This is a genomic window from Halobacillus sp. Cin3, from assembly GCF_947311855.1.
Classification (GTDB): domain Bacteria; phylum Bacillota; class Bacilli; order Bacillales; family Halobacillaceae; genus Halobacillus; species Halobacillus kuroshimensis.
The window spans coordinates 510,051-532,922 of sequence record NZ_CAMZMV010000001.1; the positions used below are offsets into that span (position 1 = coordinate 510,051).

20 protein-coding genes are annotated in these 22,872 nt (G+C 48.0%); 19 read left to right on the forward strand and 1 reads right to left on the reverse strand.

Annotated elements, in window-relative coordinates; all coding sequences use genetic code 11:
* Positions 1–3 precede the first annotated feature (3 nt).
* Complete coding sequence (locus QMA39_RS02860; protein WP_027954101.1) at positions 4–486, forward strand: RsfA family transcriptional regulator; 483 nt, start codon at positions 4–6, stop codon at positions 484–486.
* A gap of 97 nt (positions 487–583) precedes the next feature.
* Here the strand turns inward: QMA39_RS02860 and QMA39_RS02865 are convergent, their stop codons facing one another.
* Positions 584–1,063, reverse strand: coding sequence for an N-acetyltransferase (locus tag QMA39_RS02865; RefSeq protein ID WP_084162992.1), 480 nt, complete (start codon positions 1,061–1,063; stop codon positions 584–586).
* Between the two features lie 158 nt (positions 1,064–1,221).
* On the opposite strand from QMA39_RS02865, the gene QMA39_RS02870 reads away from it, so the two are divergent.
* The 18 genes from QMA39_RS02870 to sigE all read left to right on the forward strand — a co-directional run bounded on the left by QMA39_RS02870 (position 1,222) and on the right by sigE (position 22,811).
* Positions 1,222–2,103, forward strand: coding sequence for a 2-dehydropantoate 2-reductase (locus QMA39_RS02870; protein ID WP_281657944.1), 882 nt, complete (start codon positions 1,222–1,224; stop codon positions 2,101–2,103).
* Positions 2,096–2,479 carry a DUF3397 family protein gene (locus QMA39_RS02875; protein ID WP_027954103.1) on the forward strand — a complete coding sequence of 128 codons (384 nt, stop codon included), beginning with the start codon at positions 2,096–2,098 and terminating at the stop codon, positions 2,477–2,479. Before QMA39_RS02870 ends, QMA39_RS02875 begins: the two co-directional genes overlap by 8 nt.
* Before the next feature lie 233 nt (positions 2,480–2,712).
* Positions 2,713–4,338 carry a bacillithiol biosynthesis cysteine-adding enzyme BshC gene (gene bshC, locus QMA39_RS02880; protein WP_206932474.1) on the forward strand — a complete coding sequence of 542 codons (1,626 nt, stop codon included), beginning with the start codon at positions 2,713–2,715 and terminating at the stop codon, positions 4,336–4,338.
* Positions 4,339–4,499: 161 nt separating this feature from the next.
* Positions 4,500–4,931, forward strand: coding sequence for a division/cell wall cluster transcriptional repressor MraZ (mraZ, locus tag QMA39_RS02885; protein ID WP_027954105.1), 432 nt, complete (start codon positions 4,500–4,502; stop codon positions 4,929–4,931).
* 37 nt (positions 4,932–4,968) lie between these two features.
* Positions 4,969–5,949: a 16S rRNA (cytosine(1402)-N(4))-methyltransferase RsmH gene (gene rsmH / locus QMA39_RS02890; RefSeq protein ID WP_206932476.1), complete on the forward strand. Its 981-nt coding sequence runs from the start codon at positions 4,969–4,971 to the stop codon at positions 5,947–5,949.
* The gene (gene ftsL / locus QMA39_RS02895) at positions 5,946–6,314 is read left to right on the forward strand and encodes a cell division protein FtsL (protein WP_027954107.1); all 369 of its coding nucleotides are present in this window, start codon (positions 5,946–5,948) and stop codon (positions 6,312–6,314) included. The genes rsmH and ftsL overlap by 4 nt, the downstream gene beginning before the upstream one ends.
* 16 nt (positions 6,315–6,330) lie before the next feature.
* The gene (locus QMA39_RS02900; protein ID WP_027954108.1) at positions 6,331–8,478 is read left to right on the forward strand and encodes a penicillin-binding protein; all 2,148 of its coding nucleotides are present in this window, start codon (positions 6,331–6,333) and stop codon (positions 8,476–8,478) included.
* Positions 8,479–8,565: 87 nt separating this feature from the next.
* Positions 8,566–10,488, forward strand: a complete 1,923-nt coding sequence (locus tag QMA39_RS02905) for a stage V sporulation protein D (RefSeq protein ID WP_027954109.1) — start codon at positions 8,566–8,568, stop codon at positions 10,486–10,488.
* A 49-nt stretch (positions 10,489–10,537) separates the two neighbouring features.
* On the forward strand, positions 10,538–12,010 hold the full coding sequence (locus QMA39_RS02910) for a UDP-N-acetylmuramoyl-L-alanyl-D-glutamate--2,6-diaminopimelate ligase (protein WP_281658370.1): 1,473 nt from the start codon (positions 10,538–10,540) through the stop codon (positions 12,008–12,010).
* Positions 12,010–13,368 carry a UDP-N-acetylmuramoyl-tripeptide--D-alanyl-D-alanine ligase gene (murF, locus tag QMA39_RS02915; protein ID WP_281657945.1) on the forward strand — a complete coding sequence of 453 codons (1,359 nt, stop codon included), beginning with the start codon at positions 12,010–12,012 and terminating at the stop codon, positions 13,366–13,368. Before QMA39_RS02910 ends, murF begins: the two co-directional genes overlap by 1 nt.
* 39 nt (positions 13,369–13,407) lie before the next feature.
* A complete protein-coding gene (mraY, locus tag QMA39_RS02920) occupies positions 13,408–14,394 on the forward strand; it encodes a phospho-N-acetylmuramoyl-pentapeptide-transferase (RefSeq protein WP_206932479.1) in 987 nt (328 codons plus the stop codon).
* A complete protein-coding gene (murD, locus tag QMA39_RS02925; RefSeq protein WP_281657946.1) occupies positions 14,391–15,734 on the forward strand; it encodes a UDP-N-acetylmuramoyl-L-alanine--D-glutamate ligase in 1,344 nt (447 codons plus the stop codon). The genes mraY and murD overlap by 4 nt, the downstream gene beginning before the upstream one ends.
* 64 nt (positions 15,735–15,798) lie before the next feature.
* Positions 15,799–16,896: a stage V sporulation protein E gene (gene spoVE, locus QMA39_RS02930; protein WP_027954114.1), complete on the forward strand. Its 1,098-nt coding sequence runs from the start codon at positions 15,799–15,801 to the stop codon at positions 16,894–16,896.
* 360 nt (positions 16,897–17,256) lie between these two features.
* Complete coding sequence (locus QMA39_RS02935; protein WP_281657947.1) at positions 17,257–18,177, forward strand: FtsQ-type POTRA domain-containing protein; 921 nt, start codon at positions 17,257–17,259, stop codon at positions 18,175–18,177.
* Positions 18,178–18,467: 290 nt separating this feature from the next.
* Positions 18,468–19,763 carry a cell division protein FtsA gene (gene ftsA, locus QMA39_RS02940; protein ID WP_027954115.1) on the forward strand — a complete coding sequence of 432 codons (1,296 nt, stop codon included), beginning with the start codon at positions 18,468–18,470 and terminating at the stop codon, positions 19,761–19,763.
* A gap of 75 nt (positions 19,764–19,838) precedes the next feature.
* On the forward strand, positions 19,839–21,002 hold the full coding sequence (ftsZ, locus tag QMA39_RS02945; protein ID WP_027954116.1) for a cell division protein FtsZ: 1,164 nt from the start codon (positions 19,839–19,841) through the stop codon (positions 21,000–21,002).
* A gap of 109 nt (positions 21,003–21,111) precedes the next feature.
* Positions 21,112–22,074, forward strand: a complete 963-nt coding sequence (gene spoIIGA / locus QMA39_RS02950; protein WP_281658371.1) for a sigma-E processing peptidase SpoIIGA — start codon at positions 21,112–21,114, stop codon at positions 22,072–22,074.
* A gap of 17 nt (positions 22,075–22,091) precedes the next feature.
* A complete protein-coding gene (gene sigE / locus QMA39_RS02955) occupies positions 22,092–22,811 on the forward strand; it encodes an RNA polymerase sporulation sigma factor SigE (RefSeq protein ID WP_027954118.1) in 720 nt (239 codons plus the stop codon).
* Positions 22,812–22,872 lie beyond the last annotated feature (61 nt).

Consider the following 22,872-nt stretch of genomic DNA (forward strand, 5'->3'; position numbering starts at 1 on the left):
TTTATGGATGCCCCTAGGCAGGACGCGTGGAAAGATGATGAGGACCTTCTGCTCGCAACAACGGTCTTAAAGTACATCCGGGAAGGGAAAACACAGCTGGAAGCTTTCCAGGAGGTCGCGGCTCATCTGCACCGTACTCCGGCAGCCTGTGGCTTTCGCTGGAATGCCACAGTGAGAAAGCAGTACCATAAAGAAATTCAAGAGGCAAAAAACAGCCGTAAAGCCACACGCACTCTCTACACCCCCCCGGCCACTGCGGAAGAAACCCCCATGTCCCTGGATGCGGCGATCTCATTTTTGAAAGAAATGAAATCAAGACAGCATGAGGAAGAAGGAAAGGCGAGTCTCGAAGATCAACTGAAACAGCTGAATGAAGACAATGAAAAGTTAAGGCAGGAGCTTAAACAGTGGGAAGCTGCCTGGAATGAAATGGATAAGCTCGTCCACTGGGTCAAAAAGCAGCGGACAAGTGAAAGTGGTGTGTAATTCATACGGCCTGTGAGATTGGTTTTATATCTGTTATTCCATCTATCCTCAAAAAAAAGGCCCTACAGCAGAGTGTAGCGGCCTCATTCTCCTTCCATCAGGATTCTCTTTCCTCCACGCCGGAAGGCATCCAGATGAGCGGATTTTCTCCTAAATCTCTTTCCATATCATACTGAGCTTTTTGGAAACCCATCTTTTCCCAAAAACCGTGTGAATTGATTCGCGGGTTGGTTTTTATTGGAAGTTCAAAACTCTTGGCGAATTCTACCAATGACTGGCCGAAGCCCTGTCCCCTGTAATCAGGAAGCACTTCCAGTTTCCACAGCTCAAGGTAATCCTGAGCGGGATCAAAATAGTGATCGTATTTCGCTCTGACTCTGTACAGGCTCATCCGCGCAACTAAAGCGCTTCCATAGTAAATGCCGTAAAAAGGAGATTCGCTGTCGTTTTCCACGATATTGCTTTCGAGATCTTCAAGCATCGCAAGTTCCTGATTGCCGTATTCTTTGAAGCGCTTGAATTCTTCCAGTGTTTTGTAATTGACTAATAAAGGTTCTACTTTTGTTTTTGTCATCATGAAAGAAACCCCTTTCAATTATCTATATATAGATCCATTATAATATAAAAATATTCAGAAAGAAATGAATAATTACCAACGGGACAGGAATCGACTGCAATTGTGAAAAAGTTTCTGCTACAATGAGAACTTAGATAAGGATGAACGGGGGAGAGGGGATGAGAGTAGGGGTTATCGGCGGAGGAGCTGTCGGGTTATTAGCCGGAGCTTATCTCGGAAGGACACATGATGTACATATGGTGGTAAGGAACGAGGAACAAAAAGATATCCTTTGCCGCGAAGGGATCTGGTGCGATGCATTTTCCGCAGCTGTTTTTGTAGAAGCTCATTTGTATCCGCGGCTGCCCCGGGACATGGACGTCTGGCTTGTCAGTGTGAAGCAGTATGATCTTGAAGAGGTTCTATCTCTACCTCTTCCGGAAAACGGAAAGTATCTTTTTCTCCAAAACGGTATGAGCCACCTGGACCAGCTTCAAAGCCTCTATTTGGATACGTTTGCTGCCGTGGTGGAACATGGAGCGCTCAAAGTCTCCTTCAATGAAGTGGCCCATACAGGGAAAGGGCGGATAAAAGCTGCTCCTTTCACAGGTTCACTTCCTGATATGGAAGAGCTGGCGGAATCCCTCCATCAAGAGGATTTTCCTTTTCTTGTCCATGCTGACGCGGTGGGAATGCTCTCAGAAAAGCTGGTGGTCAACGCGGTAATCAATCCGCTGACTGCGTTATTCAAGCAGAAGAACCGTGCGGTCAAAGATAATCCTTATATCCGTTCACTCGGGTACCGGCTTTGTGAGGAAGCCTGCCGTACGCTTAGTCTGGATGTCCAACACCAGTGGAACCGGGTGCTTGCTATTGCGGAACAGACCGGTGGAAACCAGTCATCGATGTGGAAGGACCTTCAAGAGGGGCGGCGGACAGAAATAGACGCCATTTCCGGGTTTATTCTCGACCGGGCCCGTGAAGATCTTCCTGTTCATCAGTTTATCGTAGAAGCGGTGCACGCCATGGAGTATGAAAAGGGGGTGATCGTTGATGAGTGACTGGCTTGCCTATGGTATCGGTGCTGTCCTTACCCTTCCTCTTCCATTCCTGATTATCTTTTATTTCTTCGCAAGGAAATGGAGTAAGCATAAGTGGAAAGCCATCCACCGGACGGCCGGCTTCACGGCTCCTGTGTTTGTTCTGGCTGTCCATGTTCTGCTGGTGGTTCTGTTTGACCGCAGTTTTTTTCCTTTCATTCTAATTTTTCTTCTCCTTCTGCTGGGGCTGTCCATCATTACCCAGTACAAATTAAAGGAAGAGGTCCGGCTGTTCCGGGCTGTCCGTGGTTTTTGGAGAGTGAGCTTCCTTTTATTCGGTCTGTTTTACATCGGATTGTCGACCTTCGGATTGATTTTCCGGTTGTTTTTCAGCTGATTCCTCAGCACGTGTAGGCCTGCACAGGACCGGGAATACTATAGCAGCAGACTGCTCTCTATCAGGAGCAGTTTTTTTATGACTCTATATCTAACGGCTTCAAGGAAGGAGGGCAGGGTGAAGAAGAAATGTCCATCTTATAAACAGATAAGGTGAACTCTTGGTTGGTTTTTTGTACAATACAATAGGATACATACTGTAAAGTGTAATTCTGCCTACAAAGGAGCCTTAATATGCGTATTGATTCTATGAACATGGAGCCGAAACAGACACTGTTTCGTGATTATAAATATAACTATGAAAAAATTGCCGACCGTTTTTCCTATTCTCCTTACGACGAAAATGTCTGGGCCGACCGCCTGGAGGATTTGAAAACAAAGACGTACCAGAGAGAAGCCCTCTCGGAAGTATTGAAGACAATGAACGAAAAGTGGAAGGTCCCTAGAGAAACGCTGGAAAATATTGAACGGCTGAAAGATGAAGAGAGTGTTGTTGTTATAGCGGGTCAGCAGGCTGGTCTGCTTACGGGGCCCTTATATTCGGTTCATAAAATCATTTCTGTCCTTCAACTGGCCGGACAGAAAGAAAAGGAACTGGGCCGGCCGGTCATCCCCGTTTTCTGGATCGCCGGGGAGGATCATGACTTTGATGAAATCAATCACATCATGATGAAGCAGGAGGGACGGATGGAAAAGAAAACGATCGGGCATGTGCCTGAAGTGAAATCCTCCGTTTCCGAACTGCAGTTGGACCAGACAGAAGCGGATGCGTGGCTTGAAGATGTGTTCCGTATGCTGCCGGAAACCGAGAACACGAACCACTTCTACCAGCTGGTGCAGGATCATCTGCACCAGTCCGACAGCTATACCGATTTTTTTGCCCGGTTGATCTATCAGTTGTTCCCGCACGAGGGTCTTGTATTGATCGATGCCCATGACCCAGAGGTGAGGAGATTGGAGACTCCCTATTTCACAACTATGATTCATCAAAACAGGGAAATGGCCGGAGGTGTTTTTTCTGTTCTTCAGAAAAACCGTCAGGAAGGCTATGAAACCCTGCTGGACAGTGAAATGCAGGATGCCCACCTCTTTTACCATGACCGTGGCGATCGTATTCTTCTCGTCCGTGACGAGGAGGGAAGATTCAGAGGGAAAAATAACGAAGTGGTTTTGTCTAAAGAAGAACTTCTTCAAATCGCGGAGGAATCTCCGGAAAAACTGAGTAATAATGTAGTTACACGACCATTGATGCAGGAATCCTTATTCCCGGTCCTGGCTTTCATCGGCGGCCCTGGTGAAATCAATTACTGGTCTGCGCTTAAGCCGGCATTCGATGCCGCTGATCTCTGTATGCCGCCTGTACTGCCACGGTTATCCTTTACGCTGGTAGACAGGAAAACAGACCGCAGTCTTCGTCATTTCCAGCTTTCTGTTGAAGATGTGGTGAAGAATGGAGCGGCGGAAAAGAAGATGAACTGGATCGGTGCCATGAGCACACCGCCGGTGAAGCGTCTGAGTGAGCAGGTGAAGGATGAAATAGCCCGGATCCATGCTCCTCTCCGTGAAAAAGCTGAAGAGCTTGGAGGAGACCTCGGCCAGCTTGCCGATAAAAACCTTGCCTATCTTCAGGAGACGGTGGCTTTTCTTGAAAAGCGGATGCTCCACTCGCTGGAGGATACGTATCGCAAAGAGCTCGACCAGTTTGATGATATCGATATCACCCTGCATCCGGCTGGTGGTCTGCAGGAACGCATGTGGAACATTCTCCCATGGGTGAATGGATACGGCTTGTCCTTGTTCCAGGAGATGAACAGACACCATCTGAGCTTTGAACACGACCATTATGTCGTTTACTTGTAGGACGTGTCCCCACCTTCTCCCACCTGTATAAAAACGTGTGATTCCTTTGAAAATCCTGCCTTCACAGGCAGGATTTTTTTTGTGGGGGGAGAATCATAAAAAAGTAAGTGGAGAAAAGTGGGGCGATGTGGTAAGGTGAAAATAGAAGGTGGGGGACCTCTATGTTCATGGGAGAATTTCAACACAACATTGATACGAAAGGGAGAATCATCATCCCTTCGAAATTCCGTCCCGGCCTGGGCGATTGTTTTGTCCTGACGAGGGGATTAGATCAATGCTTATTTGCCTATCCTATGAATGAGTGGAGACTGCTGGAAGAGAAACTGAAAAAGCTTCCCCTTACTAAAAAAGATGCCCGTGCTTTCACCCGTTTTTTCTTTTCGGGAGCTGTAGAGTGCGAAGTGGACAAGCAGGGACGGATCAACATTCCCGCCCCTCTTCGTAAGTACGCTTCCCTGGAAAAAGAATGTGTGGTCATCGGCGTTTCCAACCGTATCGAGTTTTGGAGTCACGATGAGTGGGAAAGTTACTTTGATGCATCAGAAGAATCCTTCTCTGAAATTGCTGAAAACATGCTGGATTTTGATATTTGATATTTGACATTTGACAGATTAGAAACGAGTGAAATTTATGTTTGAACATTACAGTGTACTAAAAAATGAAACCATTGAATCTTTGAATGTGGACCCGGAAGGCATTTATGTCGACTGCACACTTGGCGGCGGGGGGCATTCGGAAGTCATCGCCTCTGCTTTGACAGGGAAGGGAAGACTCATTTGTTTTGACCAGGATGAAACAGCCCTGGAAGCGGCAAAAGAGCGTCTGAAACCTTATGAGCAGCACATTACGTTTGTCCGTGCCAATTTCCGCCAGTTAAAGGAAGAGCTTCTTGAACTTGGTCTTTCAGAAGTTGACGGAATTATTTACGATCTGGGAGTGAGCAGCCCTCAGCTGGATGTCGAAGAACGCGGCTTCAGCTACCATCAGGATGCTCCACTGGATATGCGCATGAACCAGGATAGTGACTTAAGCGCCTGGCATGTCATCAATGAATGGGCGTATGAAGATCTTGTCCGCATTTTCTTTAAATACGGGGAAGAAAAGTTTTCAAAGCAGATTGCCCGTAAAATTGAAGCTGCGAGGGAAACCGGCCCGATTGAAACGACAGGACAGCTTGTTGAATTAGTGAAGGAAGGAATACCTGCACCGGCAAGAAGAAAAGGTGGACACCCGGCAAAACGGATATTCCAGGCAGTCCGGATTGCTGTTAATGATGAGCTGGGTGCTTTTCAGGACAGCCTTCAGCAGGCAGCAGAAATGGTCAGCGTCGGCGGCCGGGTAGCCGTCATCACCTTCCATTCCCTTGAGGACAGGTTATGTAAGCAGGCCTTTAAAAAATGGAGCTCGAACCCACCACTTCCAAAAAATATTCCAATGATTCCTGAGGACAAACAGCCACCTTTCCGTTTAGTCAGTCGAAAGCCTATAGTAGCGGAAGAGCGCGAATTGGAGGAAAACCGCCGTTCACGTTCAGCGAAGTTGAGGATTGCCGAGAAAGTCAAACCTTGGAATAAAGAATTTGAATTTAATGAAGGGTGGAAACAAACATGAGTGCTGAAAAGATTAGAAAACAGCAGCCTTTACAGCAGCCTGACAGACAGAAACAGGTCAAAGTAAAGGTACATAAAAAGAAATGGTTAAGTACCGGCGAAAAATTTTTGTATTCCATAACCACATCTGTAGTACTGGCAGCTTCTGTTTTTTTAATCCATACCTCAGCAGAAACGGATGCCATCAACCGTGATATCCGCAGTTTGGAGCAGGACATATCCAAACAGGAATCCCAGAATGAAAATCTGGCCTACCAGGTGAAGGAATTAAGCAACCCGGACCGAATCCTGACTATAGCCAAGGAGAACGGGTTGAACATTCAGAATGCCCAGGTGAAACAGGCCGGCAAAATCAGTCAAGAATAAATGCTGGTGATCATCTATGATGGACAATAAAAAAAACCTTAGTTCCCTAATATTAATCGCCGTGTTTTCCTTGTTCTTCCTCGTCATCGTGGGGCGCTTCCTCTACATAGAAACCGCCGCCACCATCGAAGGGGTGGATTTGTCCGAGTATGCAGAAGACATCCGTACAAGTTCCTATGAAATCGATGCCGCACGGGGGAAAATCTACGATAAGAATGGGATGGTCCTTGCTTATGACCGCCCCACCTACAGGCTTTATGCTGTCGTAGATCCCTCCTATTCCAAGAACCTCCCTGAGCCCCAGCACGTCGACGATATCGACAAAACCGCTTCGGGGCTGGCGCCTTTATTAGGGATGGAAGAGAGTGAGATTGCGGACAAGCTGAGGTCCGCTCAGGAAAACGACCGTTTTCAGGTAGAGTTCGGGACGAATTCCAGTTCTCTCACTCAAGAGGAAATGGAAGAAATCAAAGACCTTGAACTGAATGGCATCTCCTTTAAGGAAGAATCCAAACGTTATTACCCGAACGGTGTGTTTGCTTCCCATTTGATCGGTTTTGCCCGCACTCAGGAAGGCAGCATTTCCGGTGTGACCGGCATCGAGAAGCAGATGGAGGAGTACCTTCAGGAGGAAAAAGGGAAAATCAGCTATGAACGGGATAAATACGGGACGAAGCTGCTCAATCCGAATGAAATTATGACTGAACCGGAGGATGGCAGTGATGTGTATTTAACGATTGACCAAAAAATCCAGACATTCCTCGAGGATGCGATGTCCCAGGTGGATGAACAATACAGTCCGGAGAAAATCATGGCTGCTGTGATGGACCCTGAAACAGGAGAGGTTCTTGCCATGAGTAACCGCCCAAGCTATAATCCGAATGATATCGGTGACGTGGATAACTGGTACAACGATTTGATTTCCTATCCGTTCGAACCCGGTTCCACCATGAAGATCTTTACATGGGCAGGTGCCATGGAAGAGGGCGTCTATAATGGGAATGAACTCTTTGAATCCGGAACTTATAAAGTGACGGAAAGCTCCCCGTCCATTGGTGATCATAACAATGGACGGGGATGGGATGACATTTCATATGATGAAGGTTTCCGCAGATCCTCCAACGTGGCTTCCTCAAAGCTTGCCTATGAGGTGCTGGGACCGACGAAGCTGAGGGAATATCTATCCGATTTCAACCTCGATCAGAAGACGGGGATTGATCTGCCGAATGAAACGACTGGGAAATTTGTGTATGAGCGTCCCATTGAGCAGATTACGACATCCTTCGGCCAAGGCTCTACATTTACGCCGATCCAGCTCATGACAGGGGCTACAGCCATTGCCAACGATGGGGAAATGATGCGCCCATACATGCTTTCCAAGATTACATCCAGTGACACAGGAGATGTGATCGAGGAAGGGCAGCCGGAGAAGATTGGTGAGCCGGTTTCCGCTTCGACAGCCGAGCAGATGCGTGAATTGATGGGCACGGTGATTACTTCGGAAGACGGAACGGGCCAATCCTTTAAGCTGGACGATTATTCCCTTGCAGGAAAGACAGGAACCGCCCAGATCAGTAAGCCCGGGGAAGGGTATCTGACCGGCCGGAACAATTATGTCTTTTCTTTCCTCGGAATGGCTCCTGCAGAAGACCCCGAGCTGTTGATGTATGTAGCTGTCCAGCAGCCGGATCTTGAGGTGACAGAGCTTGGCTCTGAGCCTGTTTCCTATATCGTTCGGACCGTGATGGAAAACAGCCTGCATTACTTGAACATTCAGCCTGATAAAGATGCAGAAGAGTCCTTGGAACCCGTCGCGATTCCAGATGTATCTGGAAAGTCCGTTCAGGAAGCTGAGGACACACTTCAAGCTTCTTTCCCTCATGTGGAAGTGATTGGTGACGGAAATACCGTTGAAGCTGTTCTACCCTCATCAGGAGAGCAGGTAGTGGAAAACCAGCGGGTGTTTATTGTAACCGATCAGCCGAAGATGCCGGATTTGACAGGATATTCGCTCCGAGATGTCCAACGTCTGGCGAAGCATTTCAACTTGAAAATGGAAATTATGGGCAGCGGTTATGTGGAAACGCAAAGCATTGCTGCTGGTTCTGAAATCAAGGATGATGGCTATTTAGTCGTTGAACTGGCTGTGCCGGAACAGCCGTAACCCCTTGTCCAGGCAGTGTTCTAATCGTTTTTCGATTGCATATAGTGATACAAGCTGACTCTACGACTTGTTAAAGGAGTTATGGAGATGAGACGAGTATCACAGGTGATCGTAAAGAAACGATTAGTCACTGTCTTTTTTGTGGGCATGTTTATTTTCATGGTCATTGCCGGCAGGCTCGGGTATGTCCAGTTCTTCTTGAGCGACTTTCTGATTGCGAAGGCTGAGGAGTCCTGGAGCAGGGATATTACCTTCGAGCCCGAGCGCGGAAAGATTCTTGATACGAATGGAGAGGTGCTGGTAGGAAATCAGTCGGCGCCGACGGTCATGGTTGTACCACGGCAGATTAAAGAACCCGAACAGACAGCGAAGAACCTCTCTCAGATTTTGGATATGAGTGTGGAGAAAGCTTATACACACGTCACGAAGCTGATCTCCATTGAAAAAATTCACCCGGAGGGAAGGAAGATTTCAGAGGAGCAGGCGGCGGCGATTCAATCGTTGAATATGCCGGGTGTCTATATTGCTGAGGATTCAGAGCGGTACTACCCGCACGGCTCTTTTTTATCCCATGTGCTGGGTTTCAGTGGCATTGATAACCAGGGCCTTCTGGGACTTGAAGCGTATTATGATGAAGAGTTGAAAGGCGAAAAAGGAGCCTTATCCTTTTTCTCTGATGCCAAGGGAAAACGGATGCCGGATATGGCGGATGTGTATGAGCCGCCTATCGACGGGAAAGACCTCAAGCTTACAGTCGACTATCAGGTGCAGTCCATTATCGAACGGGAACTGGATATCGCCCAGGCCAAATATAACCCTGACGGGGCGGTAGCGCTTGCTGTCGATCCGGATACGGGCAAAGTGGTAGGGATGGCGTCCAGGCCGAACTTTGATCCAGCGGATTATCAAAAAGTGAAACCCGAGGTGTACAACCGCAACCTTCCTGTGTGGAGTACATATGAGCCGGGATCGACATTTAAGATTATAACCCTTGCTGCAGCACTCGAAGAGGGACTTGTGGATCTTGAGGAGGAACACTTCCATGATTCCGGTGCTGTAAAAGTGGATGGGGCGACCCTGCACTGCTGGAAGAGTGGAGGGCATGGAGATCAAACGTTTTTAGAAGTGGTCCAGAACTCCTGTAACCCTGGTTTTGTGGAACTTGGAGAACGCCTTGGCAAAGAAAAGCTGTTCGACTATATTGACTTATTCGGCTTCGGCTCCAAGACAGGGATTGACCTGGAAGGAGAAGGCAGTGGTATTTTATTCAAACGGGAGAATGTGGGGCCTGTCGAACAGGCGACGACTGCTTTTGGACAGGGAGTATCTGTCACACCGATCCAGCAGGTCATGGCTGTAGCCGCCGCGGTGAATGGAGGCTATTATTATGAGCCGTACATCCAGGAGGCCTGGCTTGATCCAGTATCAGGAGAGGTGCTGGAAGAAAATGAGCCGGTGATGAAAGAACAAGTCATATCGGAAGAAACCTCTGCCCAGATCCGCCATGCACTGGAAAGTGTTGTCGCACAGGGGACCGGTAGGGGCGCCTATGTAGAGGGGTACCGTGTCGGTGGGAAAACAGGTACAGCGCAGAAAGTCGGACCGGACGGGAAGTATATGGAGAATAACCACATCGTTTCCTTTATCGGTTTTGCTCCTGCTGATGATCCGGAGCTTGTTGTTTATCTTGCCATTGACAATCCTAAAAACACTGTCCAGTTCGGAGGCGTCGTGGCAGCGCCGATTGTTGGAAACATCATGGGGGACAGTCTGCGGGCCATGGGGGTAGAACCACGTAAGGATGGTTTGGAAAAAGAATACGCCTGGCCGGAAGAGCCGCTTGTTGAAGTGCCGGAAATTACGGGAATGGACAAGGAAGATTTGAGCCGGATGCTGATGAATTTAGAGGTAGAGGTCAGCGGTGAGGGGACGAAGGTCGTTACTCAGGCGCCGGAAGCGGGAGTAAAGGTTCCTACAGGGTCTACCGTCCGTGTTTTTCTTGGGGATTGATGTTTCTTCATCCATTCATTAAATCTGTAAACAGGTGAGGGTGACAGTGATGAAATTAGAAAAGGTGCTCCGCTTTGTCCCTTTTTACCAAAGTTCACGGTCGTTGAAGCACGTCAGTATTACGGGTCTCAGTATGGATTCACGTGCAACCTCACCTGGAGACATGTTTATCTGCATGCGTGGGGTGAACATGGATGGTCATCGATTTGCAGCTGACGCCGTCAAGCGGGGAGCGGCAGCTGTGGTAGCTGAAGAGCCGCTGTCCTTGAATGTTCCAGTTATTCTTGTCAATGATACAACCAGGGCGGCTGCGATGACAGCCGCCGCTTTTTATCGTAACCCTTCAGAAGATCTTCATGTGACAGGAATTACAGGAACCAATGGCAAGACGAGCATCAGCTATCTGCTTTATGATATATTCCAGAGGATGAAGAAGAAGACAGGGTTAATTGGAACGATTGAAGTAGATATTGCCGGAAAGCGGCGGCCCGTGAAAAATACGACGCCGGATGCCTTAACCCTCCACCAATATTTCAGCGATATGAAAACAGCCGGTGTGGAGCATGCGGTGATGGAAGTTTCATCTCATGCGCTCGATCAGGGGCGGGTGTACGGATGTGATTTCGATGTGGCGGTATTTACAAACCTGACGAGGGACCATTTGGATTATCATGACCATTTTGATGATTATCTTCGTGCGAAGTCCCTATTGTTCGCACAATTAGGGAATGGGTATAATAAGCAACGGGAGCGTTTTGCCGTCATTAATATTGACTCCCCTGCAGCTCCGAAGTTCATCCGTTCTACTTCGCAGGGGCTGCTGACCTATGGCGTGAAGGGGAGGGCCGACGTTCAGGCCCGGGACTGCCGTCTGACGGAAAAGGGGACTTTTTTTCAAATGGAAACTCCGATCGGGACGATTAGGATTGAAAGTCCTTTGATGGGGGAATTCAGCATTTATAATATGCTGGCAGCAGCAGCAGCTGCCATCTTGTCCGGCGCTCCACTTGAAACGATTCAGCAGTCTTTTCTTCATACCAAAGGGGTAAAGGGGCGGTTTGAATCGATCCGGGAAGGTCAGCCTTTTGGAGTAGTCGTCGATTATGCCCATACCCCTGATTCGCTTGAGAATGTGCTGAAAACGGCAGCAGCTGTCACTACAGGGAAGATCATCCTCGTAGTCGGCTGCGGCGGGGACAGGGACAGAAGTAAGCGGTCCGTCATGGGGGGAATCAGTGTCCAGCATGCAGATCACGTGATTTTCACAACAGATAACCCCCGCTCGGAAGACCCCGATCAGATTTTTGCGGATATCACCGCTGATCTGCATGGGAATTACCAAATTGTCGAAGACCGCAGGGAGGCTCTCAGAAAGGCCGTGCGTTCTGCTTGTGAAGGGGATATGATCCTCATAGCAGGAAAAGGCCATGAGACGTATCAGGAGATTAAAGGAGTCCGCCATCCCTTTGATGATAGTGAAACGGTAAGAGAGATAATAAGAGAAATGAAGGAGCATTCATAATGATTTTTGACGTTCAGGAGCTTACACATCTATTTCCAACCTTTAAAGGAGCCGGCAAAGATAAAATCGCTGTCTCCTCGATCATGACCGATACAAGAAAGGCCGCCCCGCAGAGTTTGTTCGTCCCCATCGTAGGGGAGAGCTTTGATGCCCATACCTTTGCCGGTGAAGCCATTAAACAAGGGGCGGTGGCTGCCTTGTGGCAGGAAGACCAGCCGCTTCCCGCTTTGATCCCTACGGATTTTCCGATCTTTTATGTAACGGATACGACCAAGGCGCTCCAGGATCTCGCCTCCTGGTATTTAGAGAAAGTTGATCCGATTGTAATAGGCGTCACAGGCTCCAATGGAAAGACGACAACAAAGGATATGACTGCTGCTGTGCTCGGCGCGAAATTCAACACCCATAAAACAGCCGGAAACTTTAACAATCATATTGGTCTTCCTTTGACGGTCCTGGCTATGCAGCCGGACACAGAAGCCGTCGTATTGGAGATGGGCATGGACAGAGCGGGTGAGATTTCCGTATTGTCTCACATCGCACGACCGGACCATGCAATCATTACAAACATCGGCGAGTCCCATATCGAGAATTTAGGTACCAGAGAAGCGATTGCCGCCGCCAAGCTGGAAATTACAGACGGACTGGCAGAGGATGGATGCCTGATTATTGATGCCGATGAGCCGCTGCTTGATCATGTGAAAACAAGAGCAGGTGTAATCGGCTGCGGTTTCGGGCCGTCGTCTGACTATAAAGCTGAAATTACAGCTATGACTGACGATGCATCTTCATTCCAGCTGATGGAAGATGCGTATGAACTTCCAATGACAGGCCGCCACAATGTGAAGAATGCTTCGTTTGTCATCGCCCTTGCCAAACGTCTTGGTTTGACAAGAGAGGAGATCCAGCAAGGGTTCCAACAGATGCAGATGTCTGCCATGCGTTTTGAAAAGCATCAGGGCCATAAGGGATCCCTCATCATTAATGATGCCTATAACGCCTCCCCAACATCGATGAAGGCAATGATTGAAGTCGTCCGACAGTTGACATCCAAAAGAAAAAAGGTGTTAATATTAGGGGATATGTATGAGCTCGGAGAGAAATCAGAGGAGCTTCACGCCGGTGTAGCCGAAGCGGTTGATGAAAAGATTGACGCTGTCTTTACAATCGGCGTCCATTCTGAGAAAATTTCAGAGGCTGCTTCCTCCCGGTATCCGGACATGGAAGTCAAACATTTCAAAGAAAAGCAACAAGCAGGTCATCATATCCGCCCGTTATTAACAGCGGATACCGTCGTACTCATGAAAGCATCACGTGGAATGAAATTGGAAGACATGCTGCCAGACCTTGTGGAGTGATCGACAGGCGATGATGTTGCAAAAGGAGGAAAACAAACTATGAATGAATACATACTACTGTTAACAATGGTCCTTTCATTCGCCATCACTGTAGTCATTTCGCCGATAATCATTCCATTTTTAAGACGTTTGAAATTCGGTCAAAGTATTCGAGACGAGGGACCCCAGTCCCATCAGAAAAAATCCGGCACCCCGACTATGGGTGGTGTCATGATCATCGTATCCGTCGTGATCACAACATTGATCTCATCCTATTGGTTTAACCCGGACACGGGGAACATCCAGTTGTTCCTTGTGTTATTTGTTTTAGTCGGCTACGGCCTTCTGGGCTTTTTGGATGATTATATTAAAGTAGCTTTAAAAAGGAATCTTGGATTAACGTCCAAACAGAAGATGCTCGGGCAGATTGTGATTGCCCTTGTCGTGTACATCATTCTTCGTCAGTCCGATTTCCCGACGTATATCAGTATTCCCGGTACATCCATTGATTTTGACTTGGGCTGGGGATACGCCCTGCTGATTTTATTTATGCTCGTTGGAGCATCCAATGCGGTTAACTTAACCGATGGCCTGGACGGACTTCTGGCCGGAACCGCTGCAATTGCCTTCGGTGCATTCGGAATACTTGCATGGACAGGCCAGTTGAATGTAGAAGTCACCATTTTCTCTCTGGCCATTGTCGGTGCCCTTCTCGGGTTCCTTGTATTTAATGCCCACCCTGCCAAAGTATTTATGGGAGATACCGGTTCCCTTGCTCTCGGCGGTGCGATCGCAATCATTGCTATCCTGACAAAAATGGAATTGATCTTAGTCGTGATCGGCGGAGTTTTCGTCCTGGAAACTCTCTCGGTCATCATTCAAGTCATATCCTTTAAAACAACTGGGAAGCGCGTGTTTAAAATGAGCCCCCTTCACCACCATTATGAACTGAAAGGCTGGTCAGAGTGGCGGGTCGTAACGACGTTCTGGGCGGTCGGACTGATTTTTGCCGTGCTTGGTATTTATATTGAGGTGATGTTTGGATGAAGAAGTTAAGCGGATTTCCTTATACCCATGTTCTTGTCCTCGGTCTTGCTAAGAGCGGGACCGCAGCGGCACAGCTGCTGCTTGACAGTGGAGTAAAGGTTAGAATCAACGACTTTAAAGCAGATCCGGACAGTCCGGAAGTGCACTATTTAAAAGAGAGCGGTGCGGAAGTCATTACAGGCGGCCATCCATTATCTGTACTTGATGACATCGATTATGTCATTAAAAACCCGGGGATTCCTTATGAGAATCCGGTTGTTGCAGAAGCGGTCAACCGCCATCTCCCTGTCGTAACAGAAGTGGAATTGACTGGCTGGCTTCATGAAGGACCGATGATTGCTGTTACAGGTTCCAATGGAAAAACGACCACGACAACGCTGATCCATGAAATGATTCAAGCGGATCGGAAGCCTGTTTCCCTTGCCGGAAACATCGGTCACGTATCCTGTGAGGTAGCCAGAAACACGTCTGAAGCTGAAACGATGGTTACGGAACTGTCTTCCTTTCAGCTTCTTGGCACGCAGACCTTCCGTCCGGATATTGCTGTCTGGCTGAATCTCTACGAAGCCCATTTGGATTACCATCATACGCTGACCAATTACCATAGAGCTAAAGCGCGGATTGCAAAAAATCAGACAGACGAGGACGTGCTGGTCTACAACGCGGATGATGCAGCCATTGCATCCTTTCTGCCTGAAGTGACCGCAGAACTTGTTCCTTTTTCTCTGAAAGAGCAGGGGAAAGGAGCCTGGGCGGACGAGACTTCCATCTACTTTGAAAAAGAAGCCATTATGAAAAAAGCGGATATCGTTCTTGTAGGGGAACAGAACCTGCAGAACATTCTCGCCGCTGTGGCGGCCGTGAAAGCCAACGGAGTCAGCAGTGAAGCGATTGTAGAGGTTCTCTCAACCTTTGCTGGAGTTCCCCACCGGCTGCAGTATGTGACGAAAAAGAACGGCCGTTTATTCTACAATGATTCAAAAGCTACGAATCTTCTGGCCACCTCATACGCTCTACGGTCCTTCGAAAAGCCTGTCATCCTTTTGGCCGGCGGTCTGGACAGAGGAACGGGCTTTGACGGCCTGATTCCTTACTTATCTGGAGTGAAATCCATGGTTGTCTTTGGTGAAACCGCAGACCTTCTTGCCGGAACAGCGGAGAAGGCTGGTATTACTGATGTCGTGAAGGTTGATACGATGCAGGAGGCCGTCAAGGAAGCGTATCAGCGTTCTGCTGAGGAAGATGTTATTCTTTTAAGCCCTGCATGTGCCAGCTGGGATCAATATAAAACGTTTGAAGAAAGAGGCCACATGTTTATCGAAGCTGTGCATACCCTTTAATAAGGGCTTATGTGACAAGCTTAAGCCCTGTTTTCCATTTCCGATGGGAGGTAGGGCTTTTTTTATGGAAACGACAAAAAAGCCGGATATATGGTTGATCACCGCTATTCTCGGCATTTTAATCATGGGAATTGTAATGGTGTACAGTTCCTCCAGCATCTGGTCGGAGTACAAGTTTGACGACCCATGGTTCTTCGCTAAGCGTCAGATCCTCTTTGCAGCAGCAGGTCTGATTGCCATGGTCGTTCTCTCCAGAATTCCTTACTATGTCTGGCACGCGCATTCGAAGAAAATTATGATCATCTGCCTGGTTTTTCTTGCCGCTGTTCTCATTCCCGGTGTCGGAATGGTTAGAGGCGGGGCAAGGAGCTGGATTGGTGTGGGGATGTTCAGTATCCAGCCGTCAGAGTTTATGAAGCTCGGGTTGATTCTTTATCTTTCCCGCTTTCTTTCTGAGCGGCAGAAGAAGATGAATTCGTTCCAGGAGGGATTTCTCCCTGCTTTGGCTCTGATCCTTTTTCCTTTTGCATTGATTATGCTGCAGCCCGATTTAGGGACAGGCGTCGTCATGGTGGGGACATGTCTCGTGATGCTGTTTACTTCCGGCGCGCGGATCAGCCATTTTATGTGGATTGCAGCCGCTGGAATGGCAGGGATGATCGGTTTGATTGCTTCAGCTCCTTACCGGATCAAAAGAATTACAGCTTTTCTTCATCCATGGGAGGACCCGCTTGGGGCAGGTTTTCAAATCATCCAGTCGCTGTATGCAATCGGTCCCGGCGGACTGCTCGGCCTTGGTCTTGGGAACAGCATGCAGAAATTCTTTTATCTACCTGAGCCGCAGACTGATTTTATTTTTGCCGTGCTTGCCGAAGAACTGGGCTTTCTAGGTGGATTTTTTATTCTTTCGCTCTTCTTTATTGTGCTTTGGAGAGGGATACGGACAAGTTTGCTCGCTCCTGATTTGTTCGGGTCGCTGCTTGCTCTTGGAATTGTCGGCATGGTCAGTATTCAGGTGATGATTAACGTGAGTGTTGTCACAGGTTTGATTCCTGTGACGGGGATCACTCTACCGCTTGTCAGCTACGGGGGATCTTCCCTCACTTTAACACTGGCTTCTCTCGGACTGCTGCTCAGTGTGAGCCGCTATTCCACCCGGTAAAACCGCTGCCCTCTATGGCAGTGGTTTTTCCATTTTTACAGGGAGGCAGAGTCCAGAAAAAATTGGTAAGGGAAAGAAGGTTTGTTCAGGGAAGTACCGGGGTAATTATGGGGGCGGTGCTCTTCTTTGCAGGAAGGAAAGAAGACACTTTCCACATAACGATCAGGTAAGGTGCGGATTCTGCACAAAAATGTTAGGAATCTAGTAAAACTCACTCAATCTCCCCCTCTCATTTTGTGATATAATGGGAACCAATTAGGTGTATTTGGAAATCCGAGACACCTTTGCGAGGACTATCATTCTTTCAAACAGCTAGATGGACAGCAGAAGGGTGTCTAGCCAGAAGGAGAAATGCCCGTTATGGAAGAAAGAAAAGTAGTTTCCATAGAAGACCGTATACCAAAACTGAAACAGACGAGGCGTAAAAAAGCCAACCGCCGATTAATCTTATACTTAACGATTTTATTTTTTCTGATTGCTGCCGTTGTTTACCTGCAGTCTCCACTCAGTAATGTCCGGAATATCACCGTCGAAGGCCAATACCACGTGCCTGCAGAGGAAATACAGACCCTTTCAGGAATCACGACTGAAACGAATTACTGGAGAATGGATACAGAAGAACTGAAGGAAAAGGTTGAATCTCACGAAGAGATTACCTTTGCTTCAATTGACCGTTCTTTTCCAAACGATGTAACGATTGAAGTGGAAGAAGCGGAACGCATCGGTTACGTGCAGAGCAATGGTCAGTATTATGTCATCATGGAAGACGGTTCGAGGCTCGATGAAGAAACAGCTCTTCCTGGTGGAGACGCTCCGGTTTTAGCAGGATTTGATAAAGAGATGTATTTGAAGGAAATGTCCGGGGAATTGAAAGAACTGCCTCCGAGTGTAGCGGACTTGATTTCAGAAGTTCACTGGGAACCGGAGGACGGAAACCCTTATAAAATCCGCCTGTATATGAATGATGGGTACCAGGTGGAAGCATCCATACGGACATTTTCAGAAAAAATGCCGGCTTATCCTTCCATTGCTGCCCAGCTGGAAGAAGGGGCGGAAGGTGTCATCCATATCGATGTAGGGGCCTATTTCGAAGAATTCAACACACCTGAAGATAATGAAGAGAACGCCGGAGTGGAAGAAGACGCTGGTTCAGAGTCGGACAGTGAACCGCCGTCTGAAGAAGATGGAGAGCAGCCCGCAGAGCCGGAGCAGGAAAACGCAGCCGCTGATACAGAAGGGGCACAGGATCCGGTCGTAGATGAACCGTTGAGGCGGGAATAAGGTGCTGTCGGGCTGGAAGATGTGGGTTTTTTATCCATCCCTTCCCAAAGCCTTTTTACCCGCCCGGATATTACTAGTGGAAAACATAAAAAAATAAGCGTATGTAAGAGGAAATTAACGAAAGTCTGTGGAAAACAACTAATGTACTGGTTTTTTATACCGATATCAAAGGATATGACCCATGTAATATATCATTTCATTTACGTTTATATTGCAATGATTGTATTTTTTACATGAATTCGATATGCTTTGAACTACTCATATGGCTTGTAACAGGAGGTGCGTCACTGGTGAATCAAAATGAAATACTAGTAAGTTTAGATATAGGCACAAGTCGGATTAAAGTTATTATTGGTGAAATTATGAATGACAGCCTCAACATCATCGGGGTTGGTACAGCAAAATCGAATGGAATGAAAAAAGGGGCGATCGTGGATATCGATCAAACCGTTCATTCGATTCGATCAGCCGTCGAACAGGCGGAGCGGATGGTGGACATGAAAATCGACCGTGTCGTCGTAGGCGTCAACGGCAACCATATACAGCTGCAGCCGTGTCACGGAGTCGTGGCGGTTTCCAGTGAAACGAGGGAAATCGGAAATGAGGATATTACCCGGGTCATTGATGCGGCTCAGGTTCTGTCTATTCCGCCGGAACGGGAAATTATCGATGTGATTCCCCGCCAGTTCATTGTGGATGGCCAGGATGAAATTACTGACCCACGCGGTATGATCGGTGTCCGTCTTGAAATGGAAGGCATGATTATCACCTGCGCTAAAACCGTTTTACATAATACACTCAAATGTGTGGAACGAGCAGGGCTGGAAGTACTTGATGTATGTCTGCAGCCACTTGCCTCCGGGACCGTTTCCCTCTCCAGCGACGAGACCAATCTCGGCGTTGCTCTGATTGATGTAGGAGGCGGCTCGACAACCATTTCTGTTTTCGAAGAGGGGCACTTGAAGGGAACGAGCATGATTCCTTTCGGGGGCGATAACCTTACCAAGGATTTATCCATCGGTCTGCGTACATCAACAGAAGAAGCGGAACAGGTGAAAGTGGAACATGGACACGCTTTTTTTGACGATGCGAACGAAGATGAGAATTTTTCCGTCACAATTATTGGCAGTAATCGTCAACAGGCATTCAATCAATTGCAAATCTCTGATATGATTGAAGCTAGACTAGAAGAAATTTTCGTCTTTGCAGCACAGGAACTTCAGAAAATGGGTGTTCGTGAATTACCAGGAGGTTTTGTTCTCACCGGTGGTACGATGAATATGCCGGGAGTGCTTGAGCTTGCCCAGGATGTATTCCACGCTAACGTCAGACTGGCTATTCCTGATTATATCGGCGTTCGTGAACCGCAGTTTACCAGCGGCGTAGGCATCTTGCAATTCGCCTATCGTAATGCGAAAATACAAGGAAAAGAGATATTTCCTTCTGTCTCAGATGAATTCCAGGAAAGACCACAGCCGAAAAAGCAGAAGCGTTCGGCAAAACCACAGCCTAAAGAAGAAAAAGAAAAAACAGAAAAGAAAAAAGAGTCAGGCTTCAGCAATCTCTTAAAGTATTTCTTTGACTAAATCACAAGTTTGAGTCGGTCAATCGACGGACGAAGCAATAAATCTTGTAATCTCGTGTATTAGGAGGAACGGAAGATGTTAGATTTTGATACAAGCATGGATCAGCTGGCAACTATTAAAGTAATCGGTGTTGGAGGCGGCGGAAGCAACGCCGTCAACCGAATGATTGAACATGGAGTCCAGGGCGTAGAATTTATCGCTGTCAACACAGATGCCCAGGCTTTGAACCTTTCCAAAGCAGAAGTGAAAATGCAGATTGGTGGAAAATTGACACGCGGACTAGGTGCCGGAGCAAATCCGGAAGTCGGTCGCAAAGCGGCTGAAGAGAGCAAAGAGCAGATTGAGGAGGCCCTTCAAGGAGCCGATATGGTCTTTGTTACCGCTGGTATGGGCGGAGGAACCGGTACGGGGGCAGCGCCTGTCATTGCCCAGGTTGCTAAAGAACTGGGTGCCCTGACGGTAGGGGTTGTTACACGTCCATTTACGTTTGAAGGACGCAAGCGCTCTACACAGGCTACAGGCGGAATCGAAGGCTTGAAAGGCGCGGTAGACACATTGATTGTGATACCAAACGACCGTCTTCTTGAAATCGTAGATAAGAATACGCCTATGCTTGAGGCCTTCCGTGAGGCGGATAACGTCCTTCGTCAAGGTGTTCAGGGGATTTCCGACTTGATCGCCGTTCCTGGTTTGATCAACGTGGACTTCGCCGACGTGAAAACGATCATGGTAGACAAAGGTTCTGCTCTGATGGGCATCGGTATTGCTACAGGAGAAAGCCGCGCAGCAGAAGCAGCTAAAAAAGCGATTTCCTCTCCGCTGCTTGAAACTTCCATTGATGGTGCCCACGGGGTGCTGATGAACATCAGCGGAGGAGCGAACCTGAGCTTGTATGAAGTACAGGAGGCCGCTGATATTGTAACGTCTGCAGCCGATCAGGAAGTGAACGTTATCTTTGGTTCCGTTATCAACGAGAATCTTAAAGATGAAATCGTCGTAACGGTTATTGCAACTGGATTTGACGAATCTCAGCTGGCACAGGGACAGCAGAAAAAGCGCCCGCAGATCAACCAGCAGAAGCCTGCTCCTCAACAGCAGCAGCCGGAACGTGAGCGCAGTAGTGTTCGTGAAGAACAGCCGCGTCGTGAAGCGCCGCAGCCACAGCAGAAAGGAAATACGCAGGAAGAAGACACCCTGGATATTCCTACATTCCTTAGAAACCGAAACCGCCGCCGCTGATGATGATGGCATAAAGCCGCCGTACTCATATGAGTACGGCGGCTTTTTTTCGGTTTCAGTCTTCTACAAAACTTGCCAGCAGCGTAATCAGATTGCGACAGACTTTTCAATGGGACGGGCTTATACTCGGTGTAACAGCAGAAAAAGGGAGGGAGAGAGGATTTTATATCTGGATGCTGTCTGGCTGCTTAATCTTTTGATGGACGGCATGATCCTGTCGCTTACACAGGGTCTCACCCGTGCAGGGTCCTCGAAATGGAGGATGGCTGTCGGAGCTTTTACAGCATCGCTGATTGTACCGGTGACCATTTATATGCCGGATTCATGGCTGGTGGGCAGTGCAGGGAAACTGCTTTTTTCCGTGGTCATTATCCTGACTGCCTTTACCTTTACCTCCCTCCGTGCTTTTTTTGTCCAGTGGGTCACGTTTTATTTCGTAACGTTTGCCATTGGAGGAAGTATGATGGGAGTCCATTTTTTTCTCGCTTCAGAAGTCGACGTCTTGAAGGGGGCGGTCGTCACGTTCAGCGGCGGTTATGGGGATCCGGTAAGCTGGCTGTTTGTTGCTGCAGGCTGTCCGTCGGCTTATCTGTTTACCAAATGGCGGTTCAACCAGCTCCAGATTCATCAATTGAAATATGAGGATGTTTATGAGGTGGAAATGGTATGGAACGGTCAACATGCTGTATGCCAAGGTCTTGTGGATAGTGGAAATCAGCTGATTGATCCAGTCAGCAGAAAAATGGTGTTTCTCGCTGATCCATCGGTGTGGAAGCAGCTTCTGGCCGATGGGGAGCTGGAGCAGTTAAAAGAGGAAGATGTACTCGCTTCTCTCCATGAACTGCCCGAAACGCTGCAGTCCGCTGTGCGGCTTGTTCCTTATCAGGCAGCAGGGATATCCGGCAGGCTTCTCGTTACACTCATGATCGATCAGATTACTGTACAGACGAATGAGGGGCCGCTGGTAATCAAACACCCTCTTGTCGGCGTCCAGCATCAACCATTAACCCGGGACGGACTTTATCAAATGCTGATCCACCCCCATGTCATGGTCAAAGGAAAATCAGCGTAAGGGAGAAGGAGGATTTCATGTTCAAGTGGATGTTCAGAGCGCGGCTCTGGTATTACCGGTTGTTAATGAAGCTTGGGATTAAGCAGGATGAAATCTACTATATCGGAGGCAGTGAGGCACTTCCACCGCCCCTTTCCAGGGAAGAAGAAAAAGAGCTTCTGGAACGTCTGCCCAAAGGGGACAAAGCTGCCCGGGCCATGCTGATTGAGAGAAACCTGCGGCTGGTCGTTTATATTGCCAGAAAGTTTGAAAACACAGGGTTAAACATAGAAGATTTGATCAGTATCGGGACCATTGGTCTGATCAAGGCCGTGAATACCTTTGACCCGGAGAAAAAGATCAAGCTAGCCACTTACGCCTCCCGCTGTATAGAAAATGAGATTCTGATGCACCTGCGTAAAAGCAATAAGCTGAAAACCGAGGTTTCCTTTGATGAACCTTTGAATGTCGACTGGGACGGCAATGAACTGCTATTATCCGATATTCTTGGTACGGAAGAAGATCTGATTACAAAAGGAATCGAAAAGAAAATCGATAAAAAGCTTCTCAAATCAGCACTCGAGCAGTTGAATGACAGGGAAAAACAGATTATGGAGCTCCGTTTCGGCCTGATTGGAAAGAAAGAGAAAACCCAGAAGGATGTAGCCGATATGATGGGGATATCCCAGTCTTATATATCAAGGCTGGAGAAGAAAATTATCCGCCGTCTGCAGCGGGAGTTCGACAAAATGGTCTAAAAACCTCATGTAAAGCCGATGCATAAAATTCCCACCCAGGGAGATACTGAGAACTGATTAC